General features: G+C 68.3%; 15 protein-coding genes and 1 tRNA gene. 10 read left to right on the forward strand and 6 right to left on the reverse strand.

What is annotated here, in order from left to right; all coding sequences use genetic code 11:
• Nucleotides 1-88: 88 nt before the first annotated feature.
• Nucleotides 89-1,327 carry a pyridoxal phosphate-dependent aminotransferase gene (locus tag ACFXB5_RS08040; RefSeq protein WP_385203925.1) on the reverse strand — a complete coding sequence of 413 codons (1,239 nt, stop codon included), beginning with the start codon at nt 1,325-1,327 and terminating at the stop codon, nt 89-91.
• 181 nt (nt 1,328-1,508) lie between these two features.
• Between ACFXB5_RS08040 and ACFXB5_RS08045 the strand changes: the two genes are divergently transcribed.
• The 10 genes from ACFXB5_RS08045 (at nt 1,509) to ACFXB5_RS08090 (ending at nt 14,803) form a co-directional block, all read left to right on the forward strand.
• Nucleotides 1,509-1,581, forward strand: a tRNA-Trp gene (locus ACFXB5_RS08045).
• Nucleotides 1,582-1,688: 107 nt separating this feature from the next.
• Nucleotides 1,689-1,979, forward strand: coding sequence for a preprotein translocase subunit SecE (secE, locus tag ACFXB5_RS08050; protein ID WP_385203928.1), 291 nt, complete (start codon nt 1,689-1,691; stop codon nt 1,977-1,979).
• A gap of 83 nt (nt 1,980-2,062) precedes the next feature.
• Nucleotides 2,063-2,914 (forward strand): transcription termination/antitermination protein NusG, encoded by an 852-nt coding sequence (gene nusG, locus ACFXB5_RS08055; protein WP_385203931.1) that lies wholly within the window; start codon nt 2,063-2,065, stop codon nt 2,912-2,914.
• 180 nt (nt 2,915-3,094) lie between these two features.
• Nucleotides 3,095-3,529 (forward strand): 50S ribosomal protein L11, encoded by a 435-nt coding sequence (gene rplK / locus ACFXB5_RS08060; RefSeq protein ID WP_020869305.1) that lies wholly within the window; start codon nt 3,095-3,097, stop codon nt 3,527-3,529.
• A 95-nt stretch (nt 3,530-3,624) separates the two neighbouring features.
• Entirely contained in the window at nt 3,625-4,344 is a 720-nt protein-coding gene (gene rplA / locus ACFXB5_RS08065; protein ID WP_201851638.1) for a 50S ribosomal protein L1, read from the forward strand.
• 209 nt (nt 4,345-4,553) lie between these two features.
• On the forward strand, nt 4,554-5,387 hold the full coding sequence (locus ACFXB5_RS08070) for a hypothetical protein (RefSeq protein WP_385203934.1): 834 nt from the start codon (nt 4,554-4,556) through the stop codon (nt 5,385-5,387).
• A gap of 275 nt (nt 5,388-5,662) precedes the next feature.
• The gene (gene rplJ, locus ACFXB5_RS08075; protein ID WP_037952871.1) at nt 5,663-6,226 is read left to right on the forward strand and encodes a 50S ribosomal protein L10; all 564 of its coding nucleotides are present in this window, start codon (nt 5,663-5,665) and stop codon (nt 6,224-6,226) included.
• 84 nt (nt 6,227-6,310) lie between these two features.
• Entirely contained in the window at nt 6,311-6,700 is a 390-nt protein-coding gene (gene rplL, locus ACFXB5_RS08080; protein ID WP_201851640.1) for a 50S ribosomal protein L7/L12, read from the forward strand.
• A gap of 607 nt (nt 6,701-7,307) precedes the next feature.
• Nucleotides 7,308-10,790: a DNA-directed RNA polymerase subunit beta gene (gene rpoB, locus ACFXB5_RS08085; RefSeq protein ID WP_201851642.1), complete on the forward strand. Its 3,483-nt coding sequence runs from the start codon at nt 7,308-7,310 to the stop codon at nt 10,788-10,790.
• A 98-nt stretch (nt 10,791-10,888) separates the two neighbouring features.
• Nucleotides 10,889-14,803: a DNA-directed RNA polymerase subunit beta' gene (locus tag ACFXB5_RS08090; protein ID WP_385203938.1), complete on the forward strand. Its 3,915-nt coding sequence runs from the start codon at nt 10,889-10,891 to the stop codon at nt 14,801-14,803.
• Nucleotides 14,804-14,871: 68 nt separating this feature from the next.
• Here ACFXB5_RS08090 and ACFXB5_RS08095 read toward each other — a convergent pair whose 3' ends face one another.
• From ACFXB5_RS08095 to ACFXB5_RS08115, 5 genes are all read right to left on the reverse strand, one after another.
• Entirely contained in the window at nt 14,872-15,828 is a 957-nt protein-coding gene (locus tag ACFXB5_RS08095) for a M48 family metalloprotease (protein WP_385203941.1), read from the reverse strand.
• Between the two features lie 257 nt (nt 15,829-16,085).
• Complete coding sequence (locus ACFXB5_RS08100; protein WP_385203944.1) at nt 16,086-16,604, reverse strand: Pycsar system effector family protein; 519 nt, start codon at nt 16,602-16,604, stop codon at nt 16,086-16,088.
• A complete protein-coding gene (locus ACFXB5_RS08105; RefSeq protein ID WP_385203947.1) occupies nt 16,601-17,767 on the reverse strand; it encodes a PE-PGRS family protein in 1,167 nt (388 codons plus the stop codon). Before ACFXB5_RS08105 ends, ACFXB5_RS08100 begins: the two co-directional genes overlap by 4 nt.
• A 32-nt stretch (nt 17,768-17,799) precedes the next feature.
• Nucleotides 17,800-19,920 (reverse strand): hypothetical protein, encoded by a 2,121-nt coding sequence (locus tag ACFXB5_RS08110; RefSeq protein WP_385203950.1) that lies wholly within the window; start codon nt 19,918-19,920, stop codon nt 17,800-17,802.
• Nucleotides 19,917-20,744, reverse strand: coding sequence for a hypothetical protein (locus tag ACFXB5_RS08115; protein ID WP_385203952.1), 828 nt, complete (start codon nt 20,742-20,744; stop codon nt 19,917-19,919). The genes ACFXB5_RS08110 and ACFXB5_RS08115 overlap by 4 nt, the downstream gene beginning before the upstream one ends.
• Nucleotides 20,745-20,828 lie beyond the last annotated feature (84 nt).

A 20,828-nucleotide genomic window follows, 5' to 3' on the forward strand; every position in this document is an offset into this window, starting at 1 on the left:
GCGTCCCCCCCCCCGGGGCCCCCCCCCCCGTTCCCGCGTCGTCCTTACGGATCGCGCGTTCGAGTCGTGCGTACGAAAACCAGGCGCCTTACGCGGCCGCCTCGCCCAGCAGCTTCTGCAGCCGGGAGACGCCCTCGGCGAGGTCCTCGTCGCCCAGCGCGTAGGACAGCCGCAGATAGCCCGGGGTGCCGAACGCCTCGCCCGGCACCACCGCGACCTCGGCCTCCTCCAGGATGATCTCGGCCAGCTCGACGGTGGTCCGCGGCCGCTTGCCGCGTATCTCCTTGCCGAGCAGCCCCTTGACCGAGGGGTAGACGTAGAAGGCGCCCTCCGGCTCCGGGCACTCGACGCCGTCGATCTCGTTCAGCATCCGCACGATGGTGCGGCGGCGGCGGTCGAACGCCTCGCGCATCGCGGCCACCGCGTCGAGGTCGCCCGAGACGGCGGTCAGGGCGGCGACCTGAGCGACATTGCTCACATTGGAGGTGGCGTGCGACTGGAGGTTGGTCGCGGCCTTGACGACGTCCTTGGGGCCGATGACCCAGCCCACCCGCCAGCCGGTCATCGCGTATGTCTTGGCGACACCGTTGACCACGATGCACTTGTCGCGCAGCTGGGGCACCACGACCGGCAGCGAGTGGAACTCGGCGTCGCCGTAGACCAGGTGCTCGTAGATCTCGTCGGTCAGCACCCACAGCCCGTTGTCGGCGGCCCAGCGGCCGATCGCCTCGACCTGCTCACGGCTGTAGATCGCGCCGGTGGGGTTCGAGGGGGAGACGAAGAGCAGCACCTTGGTGTTCTTGGTGCGGGCCGCCTCCAGCTGCTCGACGGAGACCCGGTAGCCGGTCGTCTCGTCGGCGACGACCTCCACCGGGACACCGCCGGCCAGCCGGATCGACTCCGGGTAGGTGGTCCAGTAGGGCGCGGGGACGATGACCTCGTCGCCCGGGTCCAGGATCGCGGCGAACGCCTCGTAGATCGCCTGCTTGCCGCCGTTGGTCACCAGGATCTGGGCCGCCTCGACCTCGTACCCGCTGTCACGCAGCGTCTTCGCGGCGATCGCGGCCTTGAGCTCGGGGAGGCCGCCGGCCGGGGTGTAGCGGTGGTACTTCGGGTCGCGGCAGGCCGCGGCCGCGGCGTCGACGATGTAGTCGGGCGTGGCGAAGTCGGGCTCACCGGCGCCGAAGCCGATCACCGGACGGCCCGCGGCCTTGAGGGCCTTGGCCTTGGCGTCGACGGCGAGGGTCGCGGACTCGGAGATCGAGCCGATCCGGGCCGATACCCGCCGGTCGGTCGGGGACTGTACTGGGGGAGTAGCAGCGGTCATAGATGCATCGTCGCAGACGGGCGAAATGGGTGGCACACGGGTTTGCGGAGACTTCGCGCGCTTCTCGTTCGACGCCCGGCCGTCAAGCACGTACACTCACTCGTCGTTGGCCGATCAACAGCCGGATTCGACCGCACACTCCGTGCAGCCGGATGTATGCGGTAGGTTGGGAGTGCCGCAAAGGGTCGTAGCTCAATTGGTAGAGCACTGGTCTCCAAAACCAGCGGTTGGGGGTTCAAGTCCCTCCGGCCCTGCTACACGCACTGTGATGAGGGTGCGTGCATGCGTACGCAAGGACAAGCACCGCTGTGCGGCCGGGCCGGACGCGGCACGGCCACGACCCGGATTCAGGTGAGGACGAGTGACGGAAGCCCTTGGCTCCACCGCGACGCCTGAGAGCGGTCGTCCCGAGGATGAGGAGACGACCAAGCGGGGTCGTCGTGGTGGCAAACGCGCGAAGAAGGGGCCCTTCGGCCGGCTCGCGCTTTTCTACCGCCAGATCATCGCTGAGCTGCGGAAGGTCGTCTGGCCGACGCGCAACCAGCTGTCGACGTACACCAGCGTGGTGATCGTTTTCGTCCTCATCATGATTGGCATCGTGACCGTGATTGACTATGGGTTCAACAACGCCATCAAGTACGTCTTTGGCTGAGACCCTCGCGAAAGGCGACCGCTGTCCCGGCGTCGCCTCTTTCGCACGTTCCACCCCTTTGAAGCCAGGAAGAAGCAGCCACAGTGTCTGACCCGAACGTGAACGACGCCGCCGAGCCCGTCGAGTCCCGTGAGGACGAGCTCGACATCGTCGAGGCGGCGGACTCCGACCAGGCTGAGGCGGCCGACGCCGCGGCGGGCGTTCCCGCCGAGGAGGACGCGCTGCACGTCGAGGACGAGGACGAGGACGTCCTCGAGACCGAGGCGGCCCAGGCGGACGACGCGGTCGAGACCGAGGTTGAGGCCGAGGCCGAGGTCGTCGACCCGGTCGAGGCGCTCCGCGAGGAGCTGCGCGGGCTGCCCGGTGAGTGGTACGTGATCCACACCTACGCGGGCTACGAGAAGCGCGTGAAGGCCAACCTGGAGCAGCGTGCCGTCTCGCTGAACGTCGAGGACTTCATCTACCAGGCCGAGGTCCCCGAGGAAGAGATCGTCCAGATCAAGAACGGCGAGCGCAAGAACGTCCGGCAGAACAAGCTGCCCGGCTATGTGCTCGTCCGGATGGACCTGACGAACGAGTCGTGGGGTGTCGTCCGCAACACTCCGGGCGTCACCGGCTTCGTGGGCAACGCCTACGACCCGTACCCGCTGACCCTGGACGAGATCGTCAAGATGCTCGCCCCCGAGGCCGAGGAGAAGGCCGCCAAGGCCGCCGCCGAGGAGAGCGGTGTGCCGGCGCCGAGCCGCAAGGTCGAGGTCCAGGTGCTGGACTTCGAGGTGGGCGACTCGGTCACGGTCACCGACGGCCCGTTCGCGACCCTGCAGGCGACGATCAACGAGATCAACGCCGACTCGAAGAAGGTCAAGGGCCTGGTGGAGATCTTCGGCCGGGAGACCCCGGTCGAGCTGAGCTTCGACCAGATCCAGAAGAACTGAGTCTTTTCAGAACTGAGTCTCTTCACCAGAACTTCCGACAGGTCAGACGGGCTTCTACAGCCGGTCTGACCTGCTCGGTTTTAAGGCGCACAGCTATACCCGTTATCGTTGTGCGGTATGCCTCCATCCGGATGATCCGGTTCGGAGGCGAACACCCTCTCACTAGGACCCGGAGAGAGCATGCCTCCCAAGAAGAAGAAGGTCACGGGGCTGATCAAGCTCCAGATCCAGGCCGGCGCCGCGAACCCGGCCCCGCCGGTCGGCCCCGCGCTGGGTCAGCACGGCGTCAACATCATGGAGTTCTGCAAGGCCTACAACGCCGCGACCGAGTCGCAGCGCGGCATGGTCGTGCCGGTGGAGATCACGGTCTACGAGGACCGCTCCTTCACCTTCGTGACCAAGACTCCGCCGGCCGCCAAGCTGATCCTCAAGGCCGCGGGCGTGGAGAAGGGCTCCGGCGAGCCGCACAAGACCAAGGTCGCCAAGATCACCCGCGACCAGGTGCGTGAGATCGCCACCACCAAGATGCCCGACCTGAACGCCAACGACCTGGACGCCGCCGAGAAGATCATCGCCGGCACCGCCCGCTCCATGGGCATCACGGTCGAGGGCTGACACCTCACGCGCGAGGGCCGACGGCCCCCGCGGCCACCTGTGGCAGGGCCAAGCGCTGGCCCGGACCACGCACTCCACAGACATCAGGAGCAAGAGTGAGCAAGCGCAGCAAGACCCTCCGCGCTGCGGACGCCAAGATCGACCGGGAGCGCGCATACGCCCCGCTCGAGGCCGTCCGTCTGGCGAAGGACACCTCCGCCACCAAGTTCGACGCGACCGTCGAGGTCGCCATGCGCCTGGGCGTCGACCCGCGCAAGGCCGACCAGATGGTCCGCGGCACCGTGAACCTGCCGCACGGCACCGGTAAGACCGCCCGGGTCCTGGTCTTCGCGACCGGTGACCGTGCTGCGGCCGCGGAGGCCGCGGGCGCCGACATCGTCGGCTCCGACGAGCTCATCGACGAGGTGTCCAAGGGCCGCCTGGACTTCGACGCCGTCGTCGCCACCCCGGACCTCATGGGCAAGGTCGGCCGTCTCGGCCGGGTGCTCGGTCCGCGTGGTCTGATGCCGAACCCGAAGACCGGCACCGTCACCCCCGACGTGGCCAAGGCCGTCACGGAGATCAAGGGCGGCAAGATCGAGTTCCGCGTCGACAAGCACTCGAACCTGCACTTCATCATCGGCAAGCTCTCGTTCGACGAGACGAAGCTGGTGGAGAACTACGCCGCGGCGCTCGAGGAGATCAACCGTCTCAAGCCGTCCGCCGCGAAGGGCCGCTACATCAAGAAGGCGACCCTGACCACCACGATGGGCCCCGGCATCCCGCTGGACGCCAACCGCACCCGCAACCTGCTGGTCGAGGAAGACGCCATCTGAGGCAGCCCCTGATCAGCGCACCATGGTGTGCAACCGCCGGGCCCCCGCACCGCGTCGAAGGTGCGGGGGCCCGGCGTCTTCCGTTGTCGGCCCCCTCCGCTAGAGTCAGCCTGCATAAGACGTAAAAGAGAAATAAAAACTAGGGGGAAGCCGTGCGCGGTACTCATGTCGGTGCGCGATGGGCGATAGCCGCTGGAAGTCTCGTTCTGATGGTTGGCCTCACCGCGTGCGGGAGCGAGAAGTCCGGTGACGACAAGGCCGGCGACAAGACCGGCGGCGACAAGTCCGGGCAGTCCGCGATGAGCCCGCTGGCGGCGCTCAAGCTCGCCTCGCAGCAGACGGACAAGAAGAACTCGGCCAAGGTCGAGGGCACCACCAAGATGGGCGAGCAGAACTCGCAGATGTCCGGCGACATGGACTGGGCCAACGGCATCCGGGCCAACATGTCCATCACCCAGAACGGTGGCGCCATCGCCTCCTCCCCGATCGCGGGCAAGCCGATGGACGCCAAGTACACCCCCGACGCCATGTTCCTGAACATGGGCGACCAGTTCGCCGCCCAGGCGGGCGGCGGCAAGCACTGGGTGAAGTACGACTACGACGTACTGGCCCAGAAGGCGGGCCCCTCGGGCGCCTTCCTGAAGGACCAGATGCAGAACAACAACCCCTCGCGCTCGGTGGAGCTGCTGCTCGCCACGGGCAAGGTCAAGGCCGTGGGCAGCGAGGATGTGAAGGGCGTCAAGGCCACCCACTACACGGGCACGGTCAAGGTCTCCGAGATCGCCAAGATGCAGTCCAAGGAGCTCAGCCAGTCGGACCTGGACGCCCTGCAGAAGCAGCTGGAGTCCTCCGGTATGGACACCGAGACCATCGACCTGTGGGTGGACGGGGAAAACCTGCTGGTCAAGAAGCGTGAGCAGGCGCAGAGCAACAGCGGCGCCTACGACTCCACGGTCTTCTACTCGGACTACGGCACCAGCGTGACCGTCACCGAGCCGTCCTCCTCGGACACCGTGGACTTCCAGGACATGCTCCAGCAGTAGAGCCGATTTGCCTGGCCGCGGCCCGTTCGCGTAATCTCCTTAAGAAGCCAAAGACCGCTGGTTGTCGCCGTTTCCCGCAAGGGATCCGGTGGCTGAAGGATCCGCTAGCTGCGGGCGACCTGCGTAGGTGATTGAGGTTGAACTCCCGAACGGGCCGTGGGTCCGTGCCGGTCGAGTTACGCCCCGAGCGCCTGCGCCGGGGCGTTTTCGCATTGTCTCAGTCTCCTTCCTTCAGACCGAAGCGGTCCTCATCACCCGGAAGGAGGCCGAGGCTCATGGCGAGTCCTGACAAGGTCGCAGCCGTCGACGAGATGCGGGAGAAGTTCCGTAACTCCAACGCGGCTCTCGTAACCGCGTACACCGGTCTCACCGTCGCGCAGCTGAAGGAGCTGCGCCGTTCGCTCGGTGAGAACGCTCAGTACCGTGTGGTGAAGAACACGCTGACCAAGATCGCGGCCAACGAGGCCGGGATCAACCAGCTCGACGACCTGTTCGCGGGTTCGTCGGCCGTCGCCTTCGTGACCGGTGATCCGGTCGAGGCGGCGAAGGGTCTCCGTGACTTCGCCAAGGACAACCCCGCTCTCGTCATCAAGGGCGGTGTCCTTGATGGCAAGGCGCTGTCCGCCGACGAGATCAAGAAGCTCGCGGACCTCGAGTCCCGCGAGGTGCTGCTCGCCAAGCTGGCGGGTGCGATGAAGGCCAAGCAGTCCCAGGCTGCCGCGCTCTTCCAGGCCCCGCTGTCGAAGTTCGTCCGGACCGCCGAGGCGCTCCGGCAGAAGCAGGCCGAGCAGGGCGGTGCCGACACCCCGGCTCCCGCCGAGGCCGAGGCCGCCGAGTAATCAGGCCCCGGTCGCAGCGGGCCCGGAAGCCCGCCGACATGTACATCCGGCACCACCTGCCGAATTAGTGGAAGGACCGCCATCATGGCGAAGCTCAGCCAGGACGACCTGCTCGCGCAGTTCGAGGAGATGACCCTCATCGAGCTCTCCGAGTTCGTGAAGGCCTTCGAGGAGAAGTTCGACGTCACCGCCGCCGCCCCGGCCGCCGTCGTCGCCGCCGCCCCGGGTGCCCCGGGCGCCGGTGCCGAGGCCGAGGAGGAGAAGGACGAGTTCGACGTCATTCTCACCGGCGCCGGCGACAAGAAGATCCAGGTCATCAAGGTCGTGCGTGAGCTGACCTCCCTGGGCCTGAAGGAGGCCAAGGACCTCGTGGACGGCGCCCCGAAGCCCGTTCTCGAGAAGGTCGCCAAGGACGCCGCCGAGAAGGCCGCCGAGTCCCTCAAGGGCGCCGGCGCCTCCGTCGAGGTCAAGTGACCCCTCGAGGTCGGATGACCTCGCGGCCCGCCACCACACGCCCGTAGGACGACCGGCGGCGCGGCCCGGTTCCACGCCAGGGGCGATCACCCGTTCGGGTGGTCGCCCTTCGGCGTTCCCGTGACGGTTACATTGCCTTATGGGTTTGTGGAGGTAGGGTGATCTTCGTTGCCCGTCGCCACGCCCTGTGACGATCTCGCCGGAGTGGGGGGCCTTGACGAACGGCACGCAGCGCGCAATTCTCAGGACGCGACGTCACACCGATCCGAAAGTCCGAGGCATGGATCGTCGGCGAAGCGGGCAGTATCGATATGCGCATCGACAGCGCGGGCTGCCGACAGGGCGTGAGAAGACAACGAGGGGCGCGCCCCTCACCGGAGGGAGAGATTGGCACTGCCGGTCTCAGAAACTCGGCGCTGGACATCAGTGTGCCAAGTGGCTACACTGACCCTTTGCGCTGCCTGTTAGCTGCTCCCTGCCCGTCACCAGGGGCATACCTACCTTCGAGCACTACCGATGAACAATCCCTGACCAGGGATTTCATCCATGGGCTCTCGGTGGGACCGGTACGCGCGTAGTGAGTCCGAGCCCTCGGAAGGACCCCCTCTTGGCCGCCTCGCGCAACGCCTCGACTGCCAATACGAACAATGGCGCCAGCACCGCCCCGCTGCGCATCTCCTTTGCGAAGATCAAGGAGCCTCTCGAGGTTCCGAACCTCCTCGCGCTGCAGACCGAGAGCTTCGATTGGCTGCTCGGCAATGCCGCGTGGAAGGCTCGCGTCGAGGCTGCGCTGGACAGCGGTCAGGACGTCCCCACCAAGTCCGGTCTGGAAGAGATCTTCGAGGAGATCTCCCCGATCGAGGACTTCTCCGGGTCGATGTCCCTGACCTTCCGTGATCACCGTTTCGAGCCGCCGAAGAACTCGATCGACGAGTGCAAGGAGCGTGACTTCACCTACGCCGCTCCGCTCTTCGTCACGGCCGAGTTCACCAACAATGAGACCGGCGAGATCAAGTCCCAGACGGTCTTCATGGGCGACTTCCCGCTCATGACCGACAAGGGCACCTTCTGCATCAACGGCACCGAGCGTGTCGTCGTCTCGCAGCTGGTCCGCTCGCCGGGTGTCTACTTCGACTCCTCCATCGACAAGACGTCCGACAAGGACATCTTCTCGGTCAAGGTCATCCCCTCCCGTGGTGCCTGGCTGGAGATGGAGATCGACAAGCGCGACATGGTCGGTGTCCGCATCGACCGCAAGCGCAAGCAGTCCGTCACCGTCCTCCTGAAGGCGCTCGGCTGGACCACCGAGCAGATCCTCGAGGAGTTCGGCGAGTACGAGTCCATGCGCGCCACCCTGGAGAAGGACCACACCCAGGGCCAGGACGACGCGCTGCTCGACATCTACCGCAAGCTGCGCCCGGGCGAGCCCCCCACGCGGGAGGCCGCGCAGACGCTGCTGGAGAACCTCTACTTCAACCCGAAGCGCTACGACCTGGCGAAGGTCGGCCGTTACAAGGTCAACAAGAAGCTGGGTTCGGCCGCTCCGCTGGACGCGGGCGTCCTGACGGTCGAGGACGTCATCGCCTCGATCAAGTACCTGGTGAAGCTGCACGCCGGTGAGACCGAGACCGTCGGGGACAACGGCCAGTCCGTGGTCGTCGAGACCGACGACATCGACCACTTCGGCAACCGCCGTATCCGTAACGTCGGCGAGCTGATCCAGAACCAGGTCCGCACGGGTCTGGCGCGTATGGAGCGCGTCGTCCGCGAGCGCATGACCACTCAGGACGTCGAGGCGATCACGCCGCAGACCCTGATCAACATCCGGCCGGTCGTCGCCTCCATCAAGGAGTTCTTCGGCACCAGCCAGCTGTCGCAGTTCATGGACCAGACGAACCCGCTGTCGGGTCTGACCCACAAGCGCCGTCTGAACGCGCTCGGCCCCGGTGGTCTCTCCCGTGAGCGGGCGGGCTTCGAGGTCCGTGACGTGCACCCCTCGCACTACGGCCGCATGTGCCCGATCGAGACGCCCGAAGGCCCGAACATCGGTCTGATCGGCTCGCTCGCCTCGTACGGCCGGGTCAACGCGTTCGGTTTCATCGAGACCCCGTACCGCAAGGTGGTCGACGGTGTCGTCACCGACGAGGTGCACTACCTGACGGCCGACGAGGAGGACCGCTTCGTCATCGCGCAGGCCAACGCGCCGCTGACGGACGATCTGCACTTCGCCGAGAACCGCGTCCTGGTCCGCCGCCGTGGCGGTGAGGTCGACTACATCCCCGGTGACGACGTCGACTACATGGACGTCTCGCCGCGCCAGATGGTGTCGGTCGCGACCGCGATGATCCCGTTCCTGGAGCACGACGACGCCAACCGCGCGCTCATGGGCTCGAACATGATGCGCCAGGCCGTGCCGCTGATCAAGGCGGAGTCCCCGCTGGTCGGCACCGGCATGGAGTACCGCTGCGCGGTCGACGCCGGCGACGTCATCAAGGCCGAGAAGGACGGTGTCGTCCAGGAGGTCTCCGCCGACTACGTGACGGTGGCCAACGACGACGGCACCTACACCACCTACCGGGTGGCCAAGTTCTCCCGCTCCAACCAGGGCACCTCCTTCAACCAGAAGGTCGTCGTGGACGAGGGCGCCCGGGTGGTCGCCGGCCAGGTGCTGGCCGACGGTCCGTCCACCGAGGACGGCGAGATGGCGCTCGGCAAGAACCTCCTGGTGGCGTTCATGCCGTGGGAGGGTCACAACTACGAGGACGCGATCATCCTCAGCCAGCGTCTGGTGCAGGACGACGTCCTCTCCTCGATCCACATCGAGGAGCACGAGGTCGACGCCCGGGACACCAAGCTGGGCCCCGAGGAGATCACCCGGGACATCCCGAACGTCTCCGAGGAGGTCCTGGCCGACCTCGACGAGCGCGGCATCATCCGCATCGGCGCCGAGGTCGTGGCCGGCGACATCCTGGTCGGCAAGGTCACCCCGAAGGGTGAGACCGAGCTGACCCCGGAGGAGCGCCTGCTGCGCGCGATCTTCGGTGAGAAGGCCCGTGAGGTCCGTGACACCTCGCTGAAGGTGCCGCACGGCGAGATCGGCAAGGTCATCGGCGTGCGCGTCTTCGACCGCGAGGAGGGCGACGAGCTCCCGCCGGGCGTGAACCAGCTGGTCCGCGTCTACGTGGCGCAGAAGCGCAAGATCACCGACGGTGACAAGCTCGCCGGCCGTCACGGCAACAAGGGCGTCATCTCCAAGATCCTTCCGGTCGAGGACATGCCGTTCCTGGAGGACGGCACCCCGGTCGACATCATCCTCAACCCGCTGGGTGTCCCGTCCCGAATGAACCCGGGGCAGGTCCTGGAGATCCACCTCGGCTGGCTGGCCTCCCGGGGCTGGAAGGTCGAGGGCTCCGAGGAGTGGATGCAGCGGCTGCAGGCGATCGGTGCCGACGAGGTCCAGCCCGGTACCAACGTCGCGACCCCGGTCTTCGACGGCGCCCGTGAGGACGAGATCGCCGGTCTCTTCGATTCGACGATCCCGAACCGCGACGGCGACCGCCTGGTCCAGTCGTCCGGTAAGGCCCGGCTGTTCGACGGCCGCTCCGGTGAGCCGTTCCCGGACCCGATCTCGGTCGGCTACATGTACATCCTCAAGCTGCACCACCTGGTGGACGACAAGCTGCACGCCCGGTCCACCGGTCCGTACTCGATGATCACCCAGCAGCCGCTGGGCGGTAAGGCTCAGTTCGGTGGCCAGCGATTCGGCGAGATGGAGGTGTGGGCGCTGGAGGCTTACGGCGCCGCGTACGCCCTCCAGGAGCTGCTGACCATCAAGTCCGACGACGTGACCGGCCGCGTGAAGGTCTACGAGGCCATCGTCAAGGGCGAGAACATTCCCGAGCCCGGCATCCCCGAGTCCTTCAAGGTGCTCATCAAGGAGATGCAGTCCCTGTGCCTCAACGTGGAGGTGCTGTCGTCCGACGGCATGTCCATCGAGATGCGCGACACCGACGAGGACGTCTTCCGCGCTGCGGAGGAGCTCGGTATCGACCTGTCCCGGCGCGAGCCGAGCAGCGTCGAAGAGGTCTGACGGGTCTGGCCGGGGCACTCGCCACAGAGCGTCCCGGCCTCTCCCCGGACCCCCAGTCAGACCCGAAGACACGACCCTGAAAGAGGGATTGACGACAAGTGCTCGACGTCAACTTCTTCGACGAGCTGCGGATCGGCCTCGCCACCGCTGATGACATCCGTCAGTGGTCCCACGGTGAGGTCAAGAAGCCGGAAACCATCAACTACCGCACCCTCAAGCCCGAAAAGGACGGACTCTTCTGCGAGAAGATCTTCGGTCCGACCCGGGACTGGGAGTGCTACTGCGGGAAGTACAAGCGCGTCCGCTTCAAGGGCATCATCTGTGAGCGCTGCGGTGTCGAGGTCACCCGCGCCAAGGTGCGCCGTGAGCGGATGGGCCACATCGAGCTGGCCGCTCCCGTCACCCACATCTGGTACTTCAAGGGCGTGCCCAGCCGTCTGGGCTACCTGCTCGACCTCGCCCCGAAGGACCTCGAGAAGGTCATCTACTTCGCCGCCTACATGATCACGTGGGTGGACGAGGAGCGCCGCACGCGCGACCTGCCCTCGCTGGAGGCCCATGTCTCCGTCGAGCGTCAGCAGATCGAGCAGCGCCGCGACGCGGACCTCGAGGCCCGCGCCAAGAAGCTGGAGGCGGACCTCGCCGAGCTCGAGGCCGAGGGCGCCAAGGCCGATGTGCGCCGTAAGGTGCGCGAGGGCGCCGAGCGCGAGATGAAGCAGCTGCGCGACCGCGCCCAGCGCGAGATCGACCGTCTCGACGAGGTGTGGAACCGCTTCAAGAACCTCAAGGTCCAGGACCTGGAGGGTGATGAGCTGCTCTACCGCGAGCTGCGTGACCGCTTCGGCACGTACTTCATGGGCGGCATGGGCGCCGCGGCGCTGCAGAAGCGCCTGGAGTCCTTCGACCTCGATGAGGAGGCCGAGAAGCTCCGCGAGATCATCCGGACCGGCAAGGGCCAGAAGAAGACCCGTGCGCTCAAGCGCCTGAAGGTCGTCTCCGCCTTCCTGCAGACCCGGAACAGCCCCAACGGCATGGTGCTGGACTGCATCCCGGTGATCCCGCCGGACCTGCGTCCGATGGTGCAGCTGGACGGTGGCCGCTTCGCGACCTCCGACCTGAACGACCTGTACCGCCGTGTGATCAACCGGAACAACCGGCTGAAGAGGCTCCTTGACCTCGGTGCCCCCGAGATCATCGTCAACAACGAGAAGCGCATGCTTCAGGAGGCTGTTGACGCCCTCTTCGACAACGGCCGCCGTGGCCGCCCGGTCACCGGCCCCGGTAACCGTCCGCTGAAGTCCCTCAGCGACATGCTGAAGGGTAAGCAGGGCCGGTTCCGTCAGAACCTGCTCGGTAAGCGTGTCGACTACTCGGCCCGTTCGGTCATCGTCGTCGGCCCGCAGCTCAAGCTGCACCAGTGTGGTCTGCCCAAGGCCATGGCGCTGGAGCTCTTCAAGCCGTTCGTGATGAAGCGCCTGGTGGACCTGAACCACGCGCAGAACATCAAGTCGGCGAAGCGCATGGTCGAGCGCGGCCGCACGGTCGTGTACGACGTGCTCGAAGAGGTCATCGCCGAGCACCCGGTGCTGCTGAACCGTGCGCCGACCCTGCACCGCCTCGGTATCCAGGCGTTCGAGCCGCAGCTGGTCGAGGGCAAGGCCATTCAGATTCACCCGCTCGTCTGCACCGCGTTCAACGCGGACTTCGACGGTGACCAGATGGCCGTGCACCTGCCGCTGTCCGCGGAGGCGCAGGCCGAGGCCCGCATCCTGATGCTGTCCTCGAACAACATCCTCAAGCCGGCCGACGGCCGTCCGGTGACCATGCCGACCCAGGACATGGTGCTGGGCCTGTTCTTCCTCACCACCGATGAGGAGGAGCGCGAGGTCATCGGCGAGGACCGTTTCTTCGGCTCCACCGCCGAGGCGATCATGGCGTTCGACGCCCGGGAGCTCTCGCTCCAGGCGAAGATCGACATCCGCTTCCCGATCGGCACCGTCCCGCCCCGTGGCTGGACCCCGCCGGTGGCGGAGGAAGGGGACGACGGTGTCGGAGGCGGTGTCTGGCAGCCCGGTGACAGCTTCCGGCTGCGCACCACGCTGGGCCGCGCGCTCTTCAACGAGCTGCTGCCCGAGGACTACCCGTTCGTCGACTACTCGGTGGGCAAGAAGCAGCTCTCCGAGATCGTCAACGACCTCGCCGAGCGCTACCCCAAGGTCATCGTCGCGGCGACGCTGGACAACCTGAAGGCGGCCGGTTTCCACTGGGCCACCCGCTCCGGTGTCACCGTCGCCATCTCCGACATCGTCGTGCCCGAGGCCAAGAAGAACATCATCACGGGCTACGAGGCGCAGGACGAGAAGGTCCAGAAGCAGTACGAGCGCGGTCTGATCACCAAGGACGAGCGCACCCAGGAGCTGATCGCGATCTGGACCAAGGCGACCAACGAGGTCGCCGAGGCGATGAACGCGAACTTCCCGAAGACCAACCCGATCTTCATGATGGTCAACTCGGGCGCGCGCGGAAACATGATGCAGATGCGTCAGATCGCCGGTATGCGTGGTCTGGTGTCCAACGCGAAGAACGAGACCATCCCGCGGCCCATCAAGGCGTCGTTCCGTGAGGGTCTCTCCGTGCTGGAGTACTTCATCTCCACCCACGGTGCCCGTAAGGGTCTCGCCGACACCGCCCTGCGTACCGCCGACTCGGGTTACCTGACCCGTCGTCTGGTGGACGTCTCGCAGGACGTGATCATCCGCGAGGAGGACTGCGGCACCGACCGCGGCCTCAAGCTGGCGATCGCATCCAAGGGCGCGGACGGCGTGCTCCGCAAGACGGAGGACGTCGAGACCAGCGTGTACGCGCGCTGCCTCGCCGAGGACATCGTCGTGGACGGGAAGGTCCTGGCCCCGGCCGGTACCGACCTGGGCGATGTGCTCATCGACGAGCTGGTCCGCCACAACGTGGAGACGGTCAAGACCCGCTCGGTGCTCACCTGCGAGTCCGCCGTCGGCACCTGCGCCATGTGCTACGGCCGCTCGCTGGCGACCGGCAAGCTGGTGGACATCGGTGAGGCGGTCGGCATCATCGCCGCCCAGTCCATCGGTGAGCCCGGCACCCAGCTGACGATGCGTACCTTCCACACCGGTGGTGTGGCCGGTGACGACATCACCCAGGGTCTGCCGCGTGTTGTCGAGCTCTTCGAGGCCCGTACGCCCAAGGGCGTCGCCCCGATCTCGGAGGCGGCCGGCCGCGTCCGGATCGAGGAGACCGAGAAGACCAAGAAGCTCGTCGTCACCCCCGACGACGGCTCCGACGAGACGGCCTACGGCGTCTCCAAGCGGTCCCGTCTGCTGGTGGGCGAGGGCGACCACGTCGAGGTCGGCCAGCCGCTGACCGTGGGTGCCGTCAACCCGCACGACGTGCTGCGCATCCTCGGCCAGCGCGCCGTCCAGGTGCACCTGGTGGGCGAGGTCCAGAAGGTCTACAACTCGCAGGGTGTGTCGATCCACGACAAGCACATCGAGATCATCATCCGGCAGATGCTGCGCCGTGTGACGATCATCGAGTCCGGCGACGCGGAGCTGCTGCCGGGCGAGCTCGTGGAGCGCTCGCGCTTCGAGGGTGAGAACCGTCGTGTGGTCCAGGAAGGCGGCCACCCGGCCTCCGGCCGTCCGCAGCTGATGGGTATCACCAAGGCCTCGCTGGCGACCGAGTCCTGGCTGTCGGCGGCGTCCTTCCAGGAGACGACCCGGGTGCTCACCGACGCGGCGATCAACGCCAAGTCGGACTCCCTGATCGGCCTCAAGGAGAACGTGATCATCGGTAAGCTCATCCCGGCCGGTACGGGCCTGTCCCGCTACCGCAACATCCGGGTCGAGCCGACCGAGGAGGCGAAGGCCGCGATGTACTCGGCCGTCGGTTACGACGACATCGACTACTCGCCCTTCGGCACGGGCTCCGGCCAGGCGGTTCCGCTGGAGGACTACGACTACGGTCCGTACAACCAGTAAGCCCCGATCCGCTCGCAGGGCGGTCACCCCCTTGGTGGGGTGGCCGCCCTGCGGCGTTTCCGGGAGGCTCAGCCGGGGGGCTGAGGGTGGTGCGGCCGCGGCGGGAGGTAGGGGGTCAGATGGTGCAGCCGGGTGTGGTGGTCGGGATGGGAGGAGAGCAGCCGGGCGAGCGGGCTCTCCTTGGGCACCGGCCGGCCCGCGGCCGCCGCGACCGCCTTGGTCTGCTCCTGCGCCATATGCATCCGCCACAGCACCTCGGCCAGCATCGGCGCGAAGTCCAGTGCCGCGGCCTGACGGTCGGCGTGCAGCTCCGCCCGCCGGCTCACGGCGGCCATCAGATACGGGATGACGGGCAGCAGCAGCGGCAGCCCGTAGAGCGCGCTGACCGTCACGAAGGCGACGATCCCGAAGACGGTCAGCACGATGAGGCCGCCGAGGCAGGAGAAGGCGCTGGACACCCGGAAGATGACGTACGCCAGAAGCTGCGTGATCCGCCAGGCGATCCGGCCGGGGAGTGCGTACCAGTAGCCGAGCAGGCCCGACCAGCTGTGTCCGCCGACGTGGTGGCCCAGCTCATGTGCCAGGACGGCGGCGAGCTGTCCGGAGGGCAGCCGCTCCAGCGCGAAGCGGGTGACACCGACGATGTGCCCGGCCGCCGCGACGGCGTTCAGCTCATCGCTGTCCTCGACCCACAGCTCGTAGGTGTGCTCCTCGATACCCGCCCGCGTGAGCACTTCCCACCACACCGGGGCGAGCCTGGCCAGCTCCTGAGGGGTGGGCGGACGCAGCTTGAGAACGTACCGGGCGAGGGCTCGCTCGGTGGGGCGGTGGAAGACCAGCGCGCCGCTGGCCAGCCAGGCGAGTACCAGCAGCAGTCCGGCGGTGCCGAAGCACAGCGACACCAGTCCGACCACCAGCAGGCTGCCGAGGAAGTTCGGCACATGGAGCAGCAGGCCGCCTATCGCGGTGGCGTCGGCACCGCGCTGGTACTCGGATATGTGCCTGCGACGCTGCGTGAACCGCATCTCATGAGGGTGCGCGGGTGGCGGCTGGGGCGGCTGGGGCGGGTACGCCGGTTGTGGTTGTGGTTGTGGTTGTGGGTTCGGGGGCGCGGGGTACGTGGGCGGCGTCGTCGGTGTTCGCGGGTAGGCGGGCGGGGGTGTGTGCGGGTAGCGCGGTGCCTGTGGGTAGGCGGGCGGAGGGGTCTGCGGGTACTGCGGTGTCTGCGGGTAGCGCGGCTCTGACGGTTCAGTCATCGCGTTTCCTCGGGAAGAAGTGAGCGTCAGCCCGCCAGGACCGCCCCGGGAAGCAGCACGGCGCCGCAGCAGAAGGCGATCAGCCCGGTGCGGATCCACTGGTGCTTGACGGTGGCGATACGGCTGGTCTCGGTCAATGCGGCCAGCAGCCCCGAGACCGGGGCGCGGGCGGTGTCGTCGAGGGCGGTCGCCAGGCGGCCGAGCCGGGCGGCGCGCTGGATGTCGCTGAAGTAGGCGAGCGGCTGCCCCGGCGTCCAGGCGGTGCCGCCATAGCGCGGCAAGACGGTCATGAGCAGGGCGAACAGGGCCAGCGCGAAGGCGAATATCCCGGCCCACCAGGCGAGGGAGCCGACGGTGGAGAGATCGCCGGGTGCCCAGACGCTGTTGGCGAGCAGACCGGTGATGATCCCTGCCGTCATACCGAGCGCCGCGACCAGGACCGCCGCCTTGCCGTCGGCGCGGGCGATCTCGGCCCGCAGATCGCCCAGCAGCCGCTCGGCGGCCTCGACGTCCGTGGCCCCGGGAGCGCCATCGGCGGAGGTCATCGGGGGTACTCCGCGCCGTCCGGCGGTTCTGCCGGGGCCGAGGGTGCCGACTCCACCGAGGGTGCCGACTCCACCGGGGGTGCGGCGGCGGCCGGAGGCGTGGGCGGCATCGGTGGCACAGGCGGCACCGGCGGGACCGGAGGCGGCAGCGCGGCGCCCTCTTCCCCCGGCGGCGGACCGTACGCCGAGGGCTCGGCCACCCCCGGGAGCCGCTGGTTGAGGATGTCGTTGACCACCTGGAGCGCGAGCCGCCGGGGCTCCTCCTTCTGGTAGTCCTCGACGCCTTCTCCCTTGAGGAGCTCGGTGGCCACCCTCAGCTGGCTCTTGATCAGCTCGAGCTGATCCGCCCGCATGCTCTCCATCACCAGCCGGGAGTCCTCCGGATGCTGGGCCAGATGGAGCGCCCAGGCGGCGACGCCGCCGTGCTGGAGGTGGTACTGATAGAAGTTGATCTTCTGTGCGTTGAGCTCCTGCTCCTGCTGGGTCCGCAGGACCTCCAGTTGGTGTTGCTGGTGCTGCCGCCGCAGCTCCAGCTCATGCTGCGGGTCCAGGACTTCGCCCGCGTACCGGATCTCGCGCAGCTGCTTGCGGTGGGCGATCGCCGCTTCGTCCGGCCGGAGCCGCACCACACAGGTGGTGTCCAGGCCGACGCTCGTCGCGAAGGCGCCGCTGTCGACGGCGCGCTGTACGGCCTGTTCGGCCCAGGCGCTGTTCTCGATGGCGAAGCCGCGGCTGACCGGGCGGGCGAGGTGCTGGAACTCCCGGTTCAGCCGGGTCGGCACATCGCGCTCGCCGCTGGCCACGAAGCGCGCCGGATCGGCGACCCGCCAGGTGAGCTCGGCGGTGACTCCGAAGGAGAACGCGTCGTCCTCACTGGGGAGTTCGAGGTCGAGCGCGACGGGATGGGTGCCCATGTCCACCTCGTACACGGCGGTGTAGCGGCGGCTCGCGGCGTCGGAACGGCTCGGCCGGTGCGGTGGGATGTAAGTGTCATAGGCGCCCTTGGCCGTCACGAAGACGAGGGCGTGATCGATCGCGACCGCCGGTCGGCGGGCCATGTACTCGAACCGTGCCATCGGACGGACGGCCAGTACGGGGTCGATCAGATGGGAGTGGCGGTCGGCTTGTTGTTGCCATTCGGGCTGACGGCGGAAGTCCGCCATGAGGTCAACTCCTCAAGAGATCAACAGATCGTTCAGCGGGGCGGGAGGGCGGACAGCAGCCGGGCCGCGGCCTCTGGCGGCGGCCCGCCGCGTTCACCGGGCAGGGTGCGCAGCAGATGGCTGAGGCGGGCGGCGTCCTGCGCGGTGACGGCCAGGGCCGGGAGCAGCGCGGTGAGGGCTTCCTCGGCGGACGGGTGCCGATCGGCCTCGTACACCCATGAGCGCAGCGCGTTGAGTGCGGCCTTGGTGTGGGCGGGGTCGGTGAGGGCGGCGCGCCACAGGCCGGCGAGCGCGCCGATGCCGGACGGCGTCCGGTCCTCGTCCTCGGCGAACCACGCCAGCAGCCCGTCCTCCTGGGAGTCGCACGCGGTCAGGAAGGCGGAGAGGACGAGGACGCGTACCGGCGGGGCGTCCTCCAGGAAGTGGCCCAGCTCGGTGAGGGCGGCCCTGCGGTCGCCCGCGGACAGCAGCAGCGCGGTGGACTGGATGAAATGGTTCCGTTCGCGTTCGTCGCTCTCGTCGAGGCGGATACGGGCGGCGATCGCGTCCAGTGCCTGCCCGGTCTGCTCCGGCCGCAGCGGCACGAGCAGCGCATAGGCCCGTACCGCCGTCCAGCGGCGGGCGGGATGGTCGTCCAGACACCACTGGCTGAGGATGCGGGGGACCGCGGGCGCGCCCAGGAGATGGCTGAGGGTGAGGGTGTTGGCCGCGATCAGCCGGGGCGCGTAGCCACGGGCGGTGGCCCAGCCGTCGATGAGCAGCGCCATGGCCGACGGCAGGTCGGCGGCGGTGAGCATCGCGGCGGTGGCGGCGGCCCGGGTGCGCACCACGGGACGGCCGTCCCGGGCCAGCCGCTGGATCCAGTGGATCAGCGCCGGACGCGCGGACGGATGGCCCGTCCACACCTCCTCCAGCAGGGTGCGGGCGATGCGGTCGTCCTGGAACCGGGCCACGAACTGGGGCACCTGGCCCCATTCGGTGCTCTCGTACTCCTCGTAGCCGCAGGCGCGGGCGAGTTGGAGCCGGTCGGCGATGGCCGGGCCGAAGACCGGGATCTCCGGGGTCCGCGCGGGGTCCTCGGTCTCCTGGAGCAGGACGTACAGCTGGTCGGCGAGTTCGGCGGCCAGCGGGTACGGGGCCTGGTCGAAGACCGCGAGCGATATCAGGAAGGCCTTGTCGCGCAGGGACAGCTGCTCGTTCCCGAACCACTGCCGGACCTGCTCCTCCACACTGGCGCGGCTGAAGGCGGCCAGCGCCTCCAGGCTCCCGGACCCCCTGTCGTACGCGGCGACCTCCTCGGCGAAGCCGCGCACCTCCCACAGCTGATGGGCATGGGCGAGGAAGTCGCGCACCGGGCTGAGGCCCAGCAGCCGTCCGACGGCGGACCCTTCGCCCACATGGTGGCGGAGATGGGCGCGCAGCACGGCCGCGGCGGAGGGCGGCTCCCAGGGGACGGGGGCGATGCCGGTGAGGGCGGCGGTGGATTCGAGGGTGATCACCATGTGGCCGTTCCGCTTGCGGAGCTCGTCCTGGACGGCCAGCAGATGGTTGTACTTCAGCGGCTTGCCCCGGCTCAGGGCCAGATCGCACAGCACATGGCCGGGGGCGTTGCCCAGCTGGTCGCGGAGGGCGGCGGGCGGCGTCTCGGCGTCGAGCGCGCGAACGGTGGTGATGCCCAGGCGGTGCAGCAGCATCAGCGCGGCGGCGCGGCGGCCGGTCGAGTGGGCACCGGTCAGCACGACGATCCGGTCGCCGCGGAGGCGGTCCAGGGCGGTGGCGAAGGAGCCGCTCTCCTCGAAGACCGCGGCGAGGCCCTCGATCTCCTCGGCGGGGATCTCACCGGAGGCGTGCACGGGCCCCGCCGAGCCGTAGTAGTGGTGGCTCTCGGTCTTGCCGCCCATGAACACATCGCCGTCGACCCGGCCGCCGGACACCCCGTGCTGGCTGCCGCCGACCAGCGAACCGCCGAAGGAGGCCGCCGCCTTGAACATGAACTCCGGGGCGTGGTCGTACAGTTCGCGGCGGGCCGCCCGGGCCTCCTGGGGCCGCTCCTCGGGCTCGGCCGCCACCGCCGAGGGGTCCTGTGGCGCGGCGGTATCGGGCGGTGCCGGTTCCCCGGCGCGCTCCGGTGCCGGGGCCTCGGCCGCGCTCATCGCGTACCGCCCTGGTCCGTGCCGCCGAGGTGCACATCGCCGTGGACGGTGCCGCCGGATACGCCGTGCTGGTCGCCCGCGACGAGGCTGCCGCCGAAGGACGGGGTGCCTCCGGCGAAGTGGAAGGTGGCGCCGGGCCCCTGGGACGCCGGACCCGCGGCCGGTGCCGGGGCGGCAGGCGCTGCCGCGTCCTGACCCGGGGCCGGATCGGCGGCCGGATCGGCGGACGGAGCGGCGTCCGGCGAGATCGTCTTCGGCAGCGGCCCGTGCAGCCACGCGCCCAGCGGTCCGTTCTTGCTCTCCAGGGTGACCGGATGGAACTCCTCCGGGGCGATCCCGGGATGCCCGTGCCGGACGATGCCCTGGTGGATGGAATCGGAGACACAGAGCGCGAAGTCGTCTGTCCGCTCGCGCAGCGCGGCGCGCAGCAGCTTCGCGTCCAGCAGCCGACAGGCGTGGTTGAGGTCGGAGCCGACCCAGCCGCCCTGGCCGTCGATGGCCACGAACCCGGTGGCCAGGACCGACCTCAGCCGGATCTGGGCGCTGCTGGACGCCATCCGGTTGACGGTGCGCAGCTGTGCCGGGGCCTCGGTGAGCAGGGACCGTAGCAGCGCGATGGGCGAGGCGTCCGCGTCGATGAGCTCCATGACGGAGTCGCCGCGGTCGGCCCGGAGCCGCTTGGTCTCCTCGACACCGGCCGCCGCCAGGGTGCGGTCGGCGATGTCGTAGAGCATGCGGCGCAGATATGCCTGCTCCACGTCATCTCGGTCGCTGTACCGCTCGATGTCGAAGAGCAGGATCGTTCGGTTGACGGGATGGGTCATGATCGCCTCCACTCGGTCGCCTGGTCCGACGGCAGCGTCGCGCGGTTGGCGAGGTGGGAGTGAGGGCGGATGACGCAGTCGGAC

The sequence above is a fragment of the Streptomyces sp. NPDC059455 genome, assembly GCF_042750115.1.
In the GTDB taxonomy this organism is placed as follows: domain Bacteria; phylum Actinomycetota; class Actinomycetes; order Streptomycetales; family Streptomycetaceae; genus Streptomyces; species Streptomyces endocoffeicus.

Coding starts and splice junctions, on each gene's coding strand:
- ACFXB5_RS08040 (WP_385203925.1), bottom strand. CDS start 1,327: ATGACCGCTGCTACTCCCCCAGTACAGTCCCCGACCGACCGGCGGGTA.
- rplK (WP_020869305.1), top strand. CDS start 3,095: ATGCCTCCCAAGAAGAAGAAGGTCACGGGGCTGATCAAGCTCCAGATC.
- ACFXB5_RS08070 (WP_385203934.1), top strand. CDS start 4,554: ATGGTTGGCCTCACCGCGTGCGGGAGCGAGAAGTCCGGTGACGACAAG.
- rplJ (WP_037952871.1), top strand. CDS start 5,663: ATGGCGAGTCCTGACAAGGTCGCAGCCGTCGACGAGATGCGGGAGAAG.
- rplL (WP_201851640.1), top strand. CDS start 6,311: ATGGCGAAGCTCAGCCAGGACGACCTGCTCGCGCAGTTCGAGGAGATG.
- ACFXB5_RS08095 (WP_385203941.1), bottom strand. CDS start 15,828: ATGCGGTTCACGCAGCGTCGCAGGCACATATCCGAGTACCAGCGCGGT.
- ACFXB5_RS08100 (WP_385203944.1), bottom strand. CDS start 16,604: ATGACCTCCGCCGATGGCGCTCCCGGGGCCACGGACGTCGAGGCCGCC.
- ACFXB5_RS08105 (WP_385203947.1), bottom strand. CDS start 17,767: ATGGCGGACTTCCGCCGTCAGCCCGAATGGCAACAACAAGCCGACCGC.
- ACFXB5_RS08110 (WP_385203950.1), bottom strand. CDS start 19,920: ATGAGCGCGGCCGAGGCCCCGGCACCGGAGCGCGCCGGGGAACCGGCA.
- ACFXB5_RS08115 (WP_385203952.1), bottom strand. CDS start 20,744: ATGACCCATCCCGTCAACCGAACGATCCTGCTCTTCGACATCGAGCGG.